Origin of the sequence: Paraburkholderia silvatlantica, from assembly GCF_003096715.1 — a bacterium.
Lineage (GTDB): Bacteria > Pseudomonadota > Gammaproteobacteria > Burkholderiales > Burkholderiaceae > Paraburkholderia > Paraburkholderia silvatlantica.
On the sequence record NZ_QEOL01000006.1, the window covers coordinates 81,567 to 94,427 of the forward strand.

Consider the following 12,861-nt stretch of genomic DNA (forward strand, 5'->3'; position numbering starts at 1 on the left):
CAGGGACGTCGCAAAGTCGCAAAAAAACAAAGGCCGCCTCATCGCGAGGCGGCCTTTTTCGTTCTGGTTCAGCTCGGCGAACTTGCGGCTTCAGACGATGCGCATCGAGAAGTCTGTCGCGCGCACGTCCTTCGTCAGCGCGCCAATCGATACGCGGTCCACGCCCGTTTCCGCGATCGTGCGCACCGTGTCGAAATTCACGCCACCGGAGACTTCGAGCACCGCACGCCCCGCCGTGAGCTTCACCGCGTCGCGCATCATGTCGAACGAGAAGTTGTCGAGCAGTACCGACTTCGCGCCGTGCGCGAGCGCCGTTTCGAGCTGCTCGAGCGTCTCGACCTCGACCTGGATCGGCACGCCCGCATCGAGCGCGAGCGCAGCGTCCATCGCCGCGCCCACGCCGCCTGCCGCAGCAATGTGGTTTTCCTTGATCAGGATGCCGTCGTAAAGCGCAAGACGCTGGTTTGCACCGCCGCCCACGCGCACTGCGTACTTCTGCGCAAGGCGCAGGCCGGGCAGCGTCTTGCGCGTCTCCAGAATGCGCGCGCGGGTGTGCGCGATCATGTCGACGTAGCGGCGCGTGACGCTCGCCACGCCCGAAAGCAGCTGCAGGAAGTTCATCGCGTTGCGCTCGGCCGTGAGCAGCGAGCGCGCCGGACCGCGCAGCGAACAGACGGTCGTGCCGGCGGCCATGCGCTCGCCCTCGCGATAGTGCCAACGCACTTCGATGCGCGGATCGACCTGCTTCACCACGCCGTCGAACCAGAGCACGCCGCACAGCACCGCGTCTTCGCGCACGATGATGCGCGCGTCGCGCATTTCGTCGGCGGACACGAGACGGCCGGTCTGGTCGCCAGGGCCCACGTCTTCCGCGAGCGCGTCGGCCACGTTGCGTGCGATCGCGGCGTCGAACGCCGCGCCGTACTGCGAGCGCACTTCATCGAGCACCGGTGCAACGGCATCGACTGCGAGCAATTCGAGTGCGCCCATTTACGCCGCCCCCACTTGCGAGAACAGCGCGGTGTCGCGCGCGAGGTCGCCGCTCGCCTGCACGCGGCGCTTGTGCTCTGCCGCGAACGCCAGCATGCGATCGATCGGCAGACGCGCGCGCTCACCGATCGCGCTGTCGACGTGGATCTCGTTGTGACCGCGCTCCAGCACGTCGGCGAGATTCGCCAGACCGTTCATGGCCATCCACGGGCAATGTGCGCAGCTCTTGCAGGTGGCGCTGTTACCGGCCGTGGGCGCTTCGATGAAGGTCTTGCCCGGCGCCGCGAGGCGCATCTTGTGCAGAATGCCGAGATCGGTCGCGACGATGAAGCGTTGCGCGTCGAGCTTCACGGCGGCGTCGATCAGCTGTGTGGTCGAGCCCACCACGTCCGCGAGCGCGACCACGCTCTCGGGCGATTCGGGGTGAACGAGAATTTTGGCGTCCGGATATTCGGCGCGCAGCAGGTCGAGCTCGATGCCCTTGAACTCGTCGTGCACGAGGCAGGAGCCCTGCCACAGCAGCATGTCCGCGCCGGTCTTCTTCTGGATGTAGCTGCCCAGGTGCCGGTCCGGCGCCCACAGGATCTTTTCGCCCTTCGCGTGCAGGTCGGCGACGATCTCGAGACCGATGGACGACGTGACCATCCAGTCCGCGCGCGCCTTCACGGCCGCGCTCGTGTTCGCATAGACGACCACGGTGCGGTCCGGATGCTCGTCGCAAAACGCCGAGAATTCGTCGATGGGGCAACCGAGATCGAGCGAGCAGGTCGCGTCGAGGTCAGGCATGAGAATGCGCTTGTTCGGACTCAGAATCTTCGCGGTCTCACCCATGAAGCGCACGCCCGCCACGACGAGCGTCTGTGCCTCGTGGTCGCGGCCGAAGCGCGCCATCTCGAGGGAATCGGCCACGCAGCCGCCAGTTTCGTCGGCGAGCTCCTGCAATTCAGGATCCACATAATAGTGCGCGACAAGCACGGCCTTCTCGCGCTTGAGCAACGCACGAATCCGCTCCTTCAATGCCACGCGCTCTGCCGCGGACGGCGCATCGGGCACGCGCGCCCAAGCCTGTCCAACGCTGCAGACGGCGCCCTGCGGCCGATCATATTCGACCTTCCTGATCGCCTGACTCATCATCTCCTGCCCCTACCGATCGCCGCGCCATTGAAGCCATTGTGGGGACTCCGGCTTTTTTGCGGCCCAAAAAGAAAAACCCCGCCAGCGCGGGGTTTTGTGACGTCTCGTCATTCTAAAGGATTTTCCTGCGCCCCACCGAGGGGCCAAAATCGGCTCGAGCCGATCAGGCGTAACGGCGCAGGCGCGACGCAAACTCCTGCAGCGCCTTGATGCCGCTTTGTTCAGCGCGATGGCACCAATCCTGGAGCTGCGCCAGCAGTTGTTCGCGCGAGGCGCTCGAACGCTCCCAGATTGCAGCGAGCTCGTTGCGCAGTTCGATGTACGTGCGCAGCTTCTGGCTGTTCGCGAAGATTTGCGGAAGCTGGCGCTTCTGCGGCTCGTTCAGGCTGGCTTCTTCCTTGTCGAACCACTTGCGCGCGCCGCGCATGACCTTGTACTTCTCGCGCTCGCCCACTTCCTTGAGGTGCGCGAGCTCCTGACGGTAAGCCTGCTTCACGGCCTTGGCGTAACGCGCCATCACTTCGTAGCGGTTGGACAGCACGGCCTGCAGCGTCTCGTGGTCGGGCACCAGCTTGCCCTTGGTGAGGCGCGGCGTGGGCGCGACCTTCTTCACCTTGGCAAGGCCGACCGCCTGCATCATGCGGATGTACATCCAGCCGATGTCGAACTCGTACCACTTGTTCGAGAGCTTCGCGGAAGTCGCAAACGTGTGGTGGTTGTTGTGCAGTTCCTCGCCGCCGATGATGATGCCGATCGGCAGAAGGTTCGTGCTCGCGTCGGACGAATTGAAGTTGCGGTAGCCCCAGAAGTGGCCGAGGCCGTTCACGACACCGGCCGCCCAGAACGGAATCCACGCCATCTGCACGGCCCACACGGTGAGGCCGACTGCGCCGAACAGCGCGACGTCGATCACCATCATGATGCTCACGCCGAGAATGGGGTAGCGCGTGTAGACGTTGCGCTCCATCCAGTCGTTGGGCGTGCCGTGGCTGAAGCGGCGCAGCGTTTCTTCGTTCTTCGCTTCGGCGCGATAGAGCTCGGCGCCTTCGAGCAGCACCTTCCAGATGCCGCGCGTTTGCGGGCTGTGCGGATCTTCCTCCGTTTCGCACTTGGCGTGGTGCTTGCGGTGGATTGCGGCCCACTGGCCCGTGAGCATGCCCGTGGTCATCCACAGCCAGAAGCGGAAGAAGTGGCTCGCGATGGGATGCAGATCCAGCGCACGGTGCGCCTGGCAGCGGTGCAGGTACACCGTCACGCCGATGATCGTGATGTGGGTGACCACCGCCGCGAACAGCACGATCTGCCACCACGAGAAATGGAGCACCCCGTGGGCGAGGAAATCAAGCAAGGAGTTCAACAAGGCATTTACCTGTGAAGCGAAGCGCGTCGGCCTTTCAGCCAGGCGCCGGTGTCAAGAAAGTGAAAGCGACGAGATGCGGTTGGACGGCATTCTACTAGAACCGCTCCAAGTGTTTGTAACAAAGGGAGATTTTTTTCTTTAATGGTGACGGCGTCAACGTCTGAAGGGCATTTCGAGGCGCTTTGCCGCACCCCGACTGGCCCTTTCCATGATATCCGGCCCCATCTAGTCTTTCACCGCGACCATACCGGCCCGCAATTCCCGCACCCGCCGCGTGTCTTACTCCAGCGCGGCGTCCGGCTCGGCCGCTTCGCTTTCCTGCGCCTTCGCGATCGCCTCCGACGCCTCTTGCTCCGCTGCGGCCTCTTCAGGCGTGGTCTGCGCGCCCGCCGCCTTCGTCCTGGACCCGGCCTCGCCGCGGCGCTCCAGCACGGCAGCAAAGAAGCCGTCGGTGGCGTGGCGGTGCGGCCACAGCGAGAGGTAGTCGCCCGTGTCGAGGCCCACGCGCTGCTCGGCCAGCACGTCGCGCGCGCTCACCAGCACGAATTCGGGATGCGCCTCGAGGAACTGCTTCACGACCGCTTCGTTCTCGGCTTCGAGAATGCTGCAGGTCGCGTAGACGAGACGGCCGCCGCGCTTGAGCAGGCGCGCCGCGCTCGTGAGAATCGAAAGCTGCTTGGGCGCGAGCTCGGCCACCGACTCGGGCGTCTGGCGCCACTTGAGGTCGGGGTTGCGGCGCAGCGTGCCGAGGCCCGAGCACGGCGCATCCACCAGCACGCGGTCGATCTTGCCGATCAGCCGCTTGATCTTGGCGTCGTGCTCGCTGTCGATCAGCACGGGATTGACGTTCGAAAGACCGCTGCGCGCGAGGCGCGGCTTGAGCTTGGCGAGGCGCCGGTCGGACACGTCGAAGGCGTAGAGGCGGCCGGTCGAGCGCATCATCGCGCCGAGCGCCAGCGTCTTGCCGCCCGCGCCCGCGCAGAAGTCCACCACCATCTCGCCGCGGCGCGGCGCGAGCAGCGTGCACAGCAGCTGGCTGCCCTCGTCCTGCACCTCGAACCAGCCGTTCTTGAACGCGTCGAGTTTCGCGAGCGCGGGCTTGCCGGTCACGCGCACGCCGAACGGCGCGAACGGCGTTTCGCCGCCTTCGATGCCCGATTCGGACAGCGCGCGGATCAGCTCGTCGCGATTCGCCTTGACGGGATTGGCCCGTAAATCCAAAGGCGCCGGATAGTTGAGCGCGGCGGCCAGTTGCGCGAGTTCGGCGGGCTCAAAGCGCGTTTCCAGCGCCTTGACGATCCACTCCGGCAGATTCAGCTGCACGCGCTGCGGCAGGCTCGCCGGGTCGATCTTCGCGACGTGCTCGAGCCAGGTCGCCTCGGCGTCCGATACGAACGGACGGATCGCCGAGCGGCCCGCCGTCGCCATGAGGCCGAGCAGCGTGAGACGGCGCGTCGGGCTGCCCGTGCCGCTTTCGGCCAGGTGCGCGAACTCCATGCGCCGGCGCAGCACCGCGAACACGGCCTCGGCGATCACACCGCGCTCGGCGTGGCCGAGCTTCGGATGCTCGCGGAAGAAGCGGCTCGTCACGGCGTCGGCCGGGCCCGTGAATTTGAGGACGTCGGCGAGCAACGTTTCGGTCTGTCCAATCAGAAAACCATGCAGTCTCATGCGCCCTCCCCGGCGGCTTGCGAGTCGTCAAAGAAGAGCCACTGAGGCTCGGCCGGCGTGAGTGTCACGCGTTCGCCGTCGAGCGCGAGGCGCCCTTCGACGAACCAGCGCACCGCGCGCGGATACATCACATGTTCGGTCTTGAGCACGCGCGCGGCGAGCGCCGCGGCGTCGTCACCCGTGCGCACCGGCACCGCCGACTGCGCGACGATCGGACCATGATCGAGCGTAGGCGTGACGAAATGCACCGTCGCGCCGTGCACGCGGCAACCGGCGTCGAGCGCCTGCTGATGCGTTTTGAGGCCCGGAAACATCGGCAGCAGCGAGGGATGGATATTTAGCATCCGACCCGAATAATGGCCGACGAAGGATTCGGTCAGCACGCGCATGAAGCCCGCCAGCACGACGAGGTCCGGCGCGTAGCCGTCGATGACTTGAGCGAGCGCCGCGTCGAAGCTGGCGCGATCGGGAAACCGGCGGTGATCGACGACCGCCGTGGCAATGCCCCTCGAAGCCGCGAACGCGAGGCCCGCGGCGTCAGGACGGTTGGCAATCACGGCGGCGATACGCGCGCCCCAGGCTTCCTGCGCGCAAGCGCGCACGATGGCTTCCATGTTGCTGCCCCGCCCCGAAATCAGGATGACGAGATTTTTCATCCGCGGATTTTATCATCGGGGGACGTGCTCAACGCTCGTGCGGCGGCGATCGTCGCCTCGTGCGTTTATAATCTTCTGTTTCGTCGCGGTCCTTGGGCCGCGAGTGGCCAGGTCAGCCGGTCAGCAGTCGATCATTAGCACGCGTGCTGCGCCAGCGCGCTTTTCGAGGTTCCACCAGGTTCCGCTATCGTGAGAGTCTTCCGCGGTCTTCCCAATGCCGAAAGCCGCGCGCCCTGCGCGCTGACCATCGGCAATTTCGACGGTGTCCACCGCGGGCATCAGGCATTGCTCGCGCGCGTGCGCGCGGCAGCCGACGCGCGCGGCCTGCCCGTCTGCGTGATGACCTTCGAGCCGCATCCGCGCGAGTTCTTCAACCCGGCCAGCGCCCCGCCGCGTATCGCCATGCTGCGCGACAAGCTCGAAGCGCTGCGCGAGAACGGCGTGGACCGCGTCGTGGTCGAGCATTTCAACCACACGTTCGCGAGCCAGTCGCCCGAGGCGTTCGTCGAGCGCATCATCGTGGGCGGGCTGCACGCGCGCTGGATGATGATCGGCGACGACTTCCGCTACGGCGCAAAACGCGCAGGCGACTTCGCGTCGCTGCAGGCCGCGGGCGCGCAGCACGGCTTCGAAGTCGAGCAGATGGCGACCGTGGCCGACCCTTCGGGCGTGCGCATCTCCAGCTCCGCCGTGCGCGCTCAACTGCACGCGGGCGACCTCGACGCCGCGCGCGCCTCGCTTGGCCGCGGCTATCACATCAGCGCGCACGTGACGCACGGCCTGAAGCTCGGGCGCGATCTGGGCTTCCCCACGATGAACCTGCTGATCGGCCACAAGCGGCCGGCGCTCAAGGGGATCTTCGTCGTGATGGTGCATGGCATTGCCGATCATCCGTTGCCGGGCGTCGCGAGCCTCGGCCTGCGCCCGACCGTGGACGACTCGGGCCGCGTGCTGCTCGAAGTGCATCTGCTCGACTGGCACGGCGACGCCTACGGCAAGCTCGTGCGCGTCGAGTTTCTCAAGAAGCTGCGTGACGAGGAGAAGTTTCCCGACCTCGAAACGCTCACCGCCGCGATCGCTCGCGACGTGGCGAACACCCGCGCGTGGTTCGCCGCAGCGGGCGCAGACGTGGCCGGCGGCGCATCCACCGGCTTCGCCACCTCGGCCACCGACCGAATTAGGTGACCCGCGGCCCGCATGCGCGGGCTGCCCCGCCCCCAGGCGCCGCGTGCACAAGGCACGGCATGCAGCGCCCGAGGCGACGGTTGCGCGGCATCGGCCGCAACGCTGACGCCATGCATCCCCCGAATTCCACGTGATCTCACCATGAGCGACAAGAAAGCATCCTCCGGCAAGCCGCAGAAGTCCGAATCCCGATACCCCGTCAACCTGCTCGACACCCCGTTCCCGATGCGCGGCGACCTGCCGAAGCGCGAGCCGCAATGGGTCAAGGAATGGGAAGAGAAGCAGGTCTACGAGAAGATCCGCGCGGCTTCGAAGGGCCGCAAAAAGTTCATCCTGCACGACGGCCCGCCGTATGCGAACGGCGACATCCACCTCGGCCACGCGGTGAACAAGATCCTCAAGGACATGATCGTCAAGGCGCGCAATCTCGCGGGCTTCGACGCGGTCTACGTGCCGGGCTGGGACTGCCATGGCATGCCGATCGAAATCCAGATCGAAAAGCAGTTCGGCAAGTCGCTGCCCGCCCAGGAAGTGATGCAGAAGGCGCGCGAGTACGCGGCCGGCCAGATCGAGACGCAAAAGAAGGGCTTCAAGCGCCTCGGCGTGCTCGGCGACTGGAACAATCCGTACCGGACGATGAACTTCGCGAACGAGGCCGGCGAGATCCGCGCACTCGCGAAGATCATCGAGAAGGGTTATGTGTTCCGGGGCCTGAAGCCCGTGAACTGGTGCTTCGACTGCGGCTCGGCGCTCGCTGAAGCCGAAGTCGAGTACAAGGACAAGACCGACCCGACCATCGACGTGCTGTTCACGTTCGCGCAACCCGCCGAAACGGCGGCCGCGTTCGGCCTGCCCGCGCTGCCGCGCGAGGAAGGCGGCATCGTGATCTGGACCACCACGCCCTGGACGATTCCGTCGAACCAGGCGCTGAACGTGCACCCGGAGATCGACTACGCGCTCGTGGACACGCAGCGCGGCCTGCTGATCCTCGCCGTCGAGCGCGTGCAAGCGTGCATGCAGGAGTTCGGCCTCGAGGGCAAGATCGTCGCCACGACGAAGGGCGAAAAGCTCTCGCTGCTGCGTTTCAATCACCCGCTCGCTTCGGCGCACCCGGGCTACAAGCGCACCGCGCCGGTCTATCTCGGCGACTACGTCACGACCGACACCGGCACGGGCATCGTGCACTCTGCTCCCGCCTACGGCGTGGAAGACTTCGTGTCGTGCAAGGCGCACGGCATGGCGGACTCCGACATCATCAGCCCGGTGATGGGTGATGGCCGCTACATCGAATCGCTGCCGCTCTTCGGCGGCCTCTCGATCTGGGCGGCGAACCCGAAGATCGTCGACGCACTCGACGCCGCCGGCACGCTCCTGCGCAGCGAAAAGTACCTGCACAGCTACATGCACTGCTGGCGCCACAAGACGCCGATCATCTACCGCGCCACCTCGCAGTGGTTCGCGGGCATGGACGTCCAGCCTGCGGACGGCGGCAAGACGCTGCGCGAGACGGCGCTCGAAGGCATCGAGGCGACCGCGTTCTACCCCTCGTGGGGCAAGCAGCGCCTGTATTCGATGATCGCCAACCGCCCGGACTGGACGCTCTCGCGCCAGCGCCAATGGGGCGTGCCGATGGCGTTCTTCGTGCACAAGGAAACCGGCGCGCTGCATCCGCGCACGCTGGAGCTGCTCGAACAGGTGGCGCAGCGCGTGGAAAAGGCGGGCATCGAAGCGTGGCAAACGCTCGACCCGCGCGAGCTGATCGGCGACGACGCCAACCTGTACGAGAAGAACCGCGACACGCTCGACGTGTGGTTCGACTCGGGCACGACGCACTGGCACGTGCTGCGCGGCTCGCACAAAGATGAACTGCAGTTCCCGGCCGACCTGTACCTGGAGGGCTCGGACCAGCACCGCGGCTGGTTCCACTCGTCGCTGCTCACGGCTTCGATGCTCGACGGCCGCCCGCCCTACAACGCGCTGCTCACGCACGGCTTCACCGTCGACGGCGAAGGCCGCAAGATGTCGAAATCGCTCGGCAACGGCGTCGACCCACATGAAGTGGCGAACCGTCTGGGCGCGGAAATCATCCGCCTGTGGATCGCCTCGACCGACTACTCGGGCGAGCTGGCCATCTCTGAAGAGATCCTCAAGCGCGTGACGGAAGGCTATCGCCGTATCCGCAACACGCTGCGCTTCCTGCTCTCGAACCTCTCGGACTTCGACTTCGGGAAGCACGCGCTGCCCGCGAGCGAATGGCTCGAGATCGACCGCTATGCCGTCGCGCTCACGCATACGCTGCAAAACGACGTGCTCGCCCACTACGACCGCTACGAGTTCCACCCGGTCGTGGCCAAGCTCCAGACGTTCTGCTCGGAAGACCTGGGCGGCTTCTACCTCGACGTGCTGAAGGACCGCCTCTACACGAGCGCGGCAGACTCGAAGGCCCGTCGCGGCGCGCAAACGGCGCTGCATCACATCACGCATAGCCTGTTGCGCATCCTCGCACCGTTCCTCTCGTTCACGGCCGAAGAAGCGTGGAAGGTGTTCCAGCCGCAAAGCGAAACCATCTTCACCGAAACCTTCCACGCCTTCCCGGACATCGAAGGCGCGCCGGACCTGATCGCCAAGTGGACGCTGCTGCGCGAAGTGCGCGGCAACGTGACGAAGGCGCTCGAAGAGGCGCGTGTGGCGAACCAGATCGGCTCGTCGCTGCAGGCCGAAGTGCGCATTCTCGCGAGCGGCGCGCGCCATGCCGCCCTCGAAAGTCTGGGCGACGACCTGAAATTCGTGCTGATCACCTCGGCGGCGGAAATCGTGAAGGTCGATGGCGAAGCGGAGGAAGGCGTCGAAGTGGTCACCTCGAAGTACCTCAAGTGCGAGCGCTGCTGGCACTACCGCGAGGACGTGGGCGCGAACGCGGAGCATCCGGGCCTGTGCGGCCGCTGCGTTGCGAATCTGTTCGGCGACGGTGAACAGCGGAGCGCGGCATAATGGCAAAAACGCTGCCGAAGCAGTCCAGGACGAATGGCGCGGGCGGCACGCTCGCGCCGTGGCTGGGAGTCGCGGTGATCGTGATCCTCGCCGATCAGCTGACGAAAATCGCCGTCAACAAGGTGTTCAGCTACGGCGAAGGCCGCGTGATCACGCCGTTCTTCAACCTCGTACTGGTCTACAACAAGGGCGCGGCGTTCAGCTTCCTGTCGGCCGCAGGCGGCTGGCAGCGCTGGGCGTTCACGGCGCTCGGCGTGGCGGCGGCGCTCGTGATCTGCTATCTGCTCAAGCGCCACGCTACGCAGAAGCTCTTTTGCACGGCGCTCGCGCTCATCATGGGCGGCGCGCTCGGCAATGTGATCGACCGCCTGCTGTACGGCCACGTGATCGACTTTCTCGACTTCCACGTGGGCGGCTGGCACTGGCCGGCGTTCAACCTCGCCGACAGCGCGATCACCATCGGCGCGGTGCTGCTGGTGTTCGACGAATTGCGGCGCGTGCGCGGCGCGCGCTGAGCATGCGGGCTGCACGGTTATAGGAGCTGTGACTTGAACACGTCCGCTGCAAACCCAGGCGAACTGGCCGGCCGCCACCTCGTGCTCGGCATGACGGGCGGCATTGCCTGCTACAAGATCGCCGAGCTCACGCGCCTCTTGACCAAGGCCGGCGCGACCGTGCAAGTCGTGATGACCGAGGCGGCCACGCAGTTCATCACGCCGGTCACCATGCAGGCGCTCTCGGGCCGCCCCGTCTATACGAGCCAGTGGGACGGCCGCGTGCCCAACAACATGGCGCACATCGATCTCTCGCGCGAGGCCGACGCCATCGTCATCGCGCCCGCCTCGACCGACTTCCTCGCCAGACTCGCCCACGGTTTCGCCGACGACCTGCTCGCCACGCTGTGCGTGGCGCGCGACTGCCCGCTCCTCGTCGTGCCCGCGATGAACCGGCAAATGTGGCAAAACCCGGCCACGCAGCGCAACGTCGCGCAACTGCGCGCGGACGGCATCGAAACACTCGGTCCCGATTCCGGCCCGCAGGCGTGCGGCGAGATCGGCGACGGGCGCATGCTCGAACCGGAGGCCGTGTACGAGGCGATCGTCTCGTTCTTCGCGCCGAAGATACTGGCGGGCCGCAAGCTCCTGATCACCGCCGGCCCGACCTTCGAGCCGCTCGATCCCGTGCGCGGCATCACCAACCGCTCGAGCGGCAAGATGGGCTTCGCGCTCGCGCGCGCCGCGCAGCAGGCGGGCGCCGAGGTGCATCTGGTCGCGGGCCCGGTCGCGCTGCAAACGCCGTGGGGCGTGTATCGCGAAGACGTCCAGACCGCCCGGCAGATGTACGACGCGGTCATGCGCGCCGCGACCGACGCCGATGTCTTCATCGGCGTGGCGGCCGTGGCCGATTGGCGCGTCGATCATGTCGCCGAGCACAAGATCAAGAAAACCGCCGAGCATCGTATGCCGACGTTCACGTTCGTCGAGAACCCGGACATCCTCGCCTCGGTCGCGGCTTTGCCGAACCCGCCGTACTGCGTGGGCTTCGCCGCCGAAAGCGGCGACCTCGACGTGCACGGCGAAGAAAAGCGCGCGCGCAAGAAGGTGCCGCTGCTGATCGGCAATCTCGGCCCGCTCACCTTCGGTCAGGACGACAATGAAGTCGTGCTGTTCGAGGCGGGCGGCCGCACGCCGCTGCCGCGTGCGGCCAAGCAGGCGCTCGCGCAGACGCTCGTCGCCGAAATCGCGCGGCGTCTGCCGGACCCGAGCATCATCTCGTGACGCGCGCGCCGGCGCACCCGTGTGCCGGCGTTGCGTGCCGCGAACCCAGGCAAGGAGCAGTACTGCCATGACACTGCTTTCCGTACTCGACCAGTCGCCCGTCATCGCCGGGCACAGCGCGGCGGACGCCATCGCCGCCACCATCGAGCTTGCCCAGCTCGCCGACGACCTGGGCTACACGCGCTACTGGTGCGCCGAGCATCACGGCCTGCTGGGCGTGTGCAACCCCTGCCCCGAAGTCATGCTCGCGCGCCTCGGCAGCGTCACGAAACGCATCCGTATCGGCTCGGGCGGCATCATGCTGCCCTATTACAGCCCCTTCAAGATCGCCGAGCAGTTCATGATGCTCGAAGCGCTCTTTCCGGGGCGCGTCGACCTCGGTGTCGGGCGTGCGCCGGGCGGCGACATGCGCACCGCGCAGGCCGTGGCCGCCGGCACGTACAACCGCGGCGACCAGTTCTCGCAGCAGGTGCAGGATCTCGTCGGCATCATGGACGGCACGCTCTCCGCCGATCATCTCGCGAGCGGCGTGGTGCTGCAGCCGCAGATCCAGACGCGCCCGCAGCTCTGGGTGCTCGGCTCGAGCGACTTCGGCGGCATCCTCGCCGCACAGCTCGGGCTGCGCTTCTCGTTCGCGCACTTCATCAACGCGCATTTCGGACATCTCGTGGCCGAGGCGTATTTCGACCGCTTCAAGCCGGGCCACGAAGCGAAGCCGTATCTCGCGTGCGCCGTGTTCGCGATCTGCGCCGACACCGAAGCCGAGGCCGCCGACCTCGAAAAGGCCGTCGACCTGCGCCGCGTGCAGATGGCCTACGGCTTGAACGCGCCGATCCCGAACCTCGAGCAGGGGCGCGCGCAGGAGTACGGCGAGCGCGAGCAGATCGTGATCGACCGCGAGAAGCCGCGCAGCGTCATCGGCACGCCCGAGAGCGTCACCGAGCGCCTTCTCGCGATCAAGGACAACTTCCGCGCCGACGAACTGATCGTGCTGACCGTTGCGGGCAGCTACGCGGCTCGTCTGCGCTCTTACGAACTTCTCGCCGAGGCGTTCCAGCTGCCTCGCGCCTGAGCGATCCACCACCGCCCCATCACC

The 12,861-nt window shown here is 66.4% G+C and carries 10 protein-coding genes; 5 read left to right on the forward strand and 5 right to left on the reverse strand.

What is annotated here, in order from left to right; translation table 11 throughout:
* Window positions 1-90: 90 nt before the first annotated feature.
* The 5 genes from nadC to purN all read right to left on the reverse strand — a co-directional run bounded on the left by nadC (window position 91) and on the right by purN (window position 5,811).
* The gene (nadC, locus tag C7411_RS10320) at window positions 91-990 is read right to left on the reverse strand and encodes a carboxylating nicotinate-nucleotide diphosphorylase (protein ID WP_110384241.1); all 900 of its coding nucleotides are present in this window, start codon (window positions 988-990) and stop codon (window positions 91-93) included.
* Window positions 991-2,121 carry a quinolinate synthase NadA gene (nadA, locus tag C7411_RS10325; RefSeq protein WP_110384407.1) on the reverse strand — a complete coding sequence of 377 codons (1,131 nt, stop codon included), beginning with the start codon at window positions 2,119-2,121 and terminating at the stop codon, window positions 991-993.
* A 166-nt stretch (window positions 2,122-2,287) separates the two neighbouring features.
* Window positions 2,288-3,484, reverse strand: coding sequence for a DesA family fatty acid desaturase (locus C7411_RS10330; protein WP_042271896.1), 1,197 nt, complete (start codon window positions 3,482-3,484; stop codon window positions 2,288-2,290).
* A 279-nt stretch (window positions 3,485-3,763) separates the two neighbouring features.
* Complete coding sequence (locus C7411_RS10335) at window positions 3,764-5,155, reverse strand: RsmB/NOP family class I SAM-dependent RNA methyltransferase (RefSeq protein WP_110384242.1); 1,392 nt, start codon at window positions 5,153-5,155, stop codon at window positions 3,764-3,766.
* Entirely contained in the window at window positions 5,152-5,811 is a 660-nt protein-coding gene (purN, locus tag C7411_RS10340; protein ID WP_110384243.1) for a phosphoribosylglycinamide formyltransferase, read from the reverse strand. The genes C7411_RS10335 and purN overlap by 4 nt, the downstream gene beginning before the upstream one ends.
* Window positions 5,812-6,000: 189 nt before the next feature.
* Here purN and C7411_RS10345 point away from each other — a divergent pair, with 189 nt between their 5' ends.
* From C7411_RS10345 to C7411_RS10365, 5 genes are all read left to right on the forward strand, one after another.
* Complete coding sequence (locus C7411_RS10345) at window positions 6,001-6,996, forward strand: bifunctional riboflavin kinase/FAD synthetase (RefSeq protein ID WP_028205268.1); 996 nt, start codon at window positions 6,001-6,003, stop codon at window positions 6,994-6,996.
* Between the two features lie 141 nt (window positions 6,997-7,137).
* The gene (gene ileS / locus C7411_RS10350; protein WP_110384244.1) at window positions 7,138-9,987 is read left to right on the forward strand and encodes an isoleucine--tRNA ligase; all 2,850 of its coding nucleotides are present in this window, start codon (window positions 7,138-7,140) and stop codon (window positions 9,985-9,987) included.
* Window positions 9,987-10,502 (forward strand): signal peptidase II, encoded by a 516-nt coding sequence (gene lspA / locus C7411_RS10355; RefSeq protein ID WP_110384245.1) that lies wholly within the window; start codon window positions 9,987-9,989, stop codon window positions 10,500-10,502. Before ileS ends, lspA begins: the two co-directional genes overlap by 1 nt.
* Before the next feature lie 33 nt (window positions 10,503-10,535).
* Entirely contained in the window at window positions 10,536-11,765 is a 1,230-nt protein-coding gene (gene coaBC / locus C7411_RS10360; protein WP_373682581.1) for a bifunctional phosphopantothenoylcysteine decarboxylase/phosphopantothenate--cysteine ligase CoaBC, read from the forward strand.
* A gap of 67 nt (window positions 11,766-11,832) precedes the next feature.
* Window positions 11,833-12,837, forward strand: a complete 1,005-nt coding sequence (locus C7411_RS10365; protein ID WP_110384246.1) for an LLM class flavin-dependent oxidoreductase — start codon at window positions 11,833-11,835, stop codon at window positions 12,835-12,837.
* Window positions 12,838-12,861: the final 24 nt, after the last annotated feature.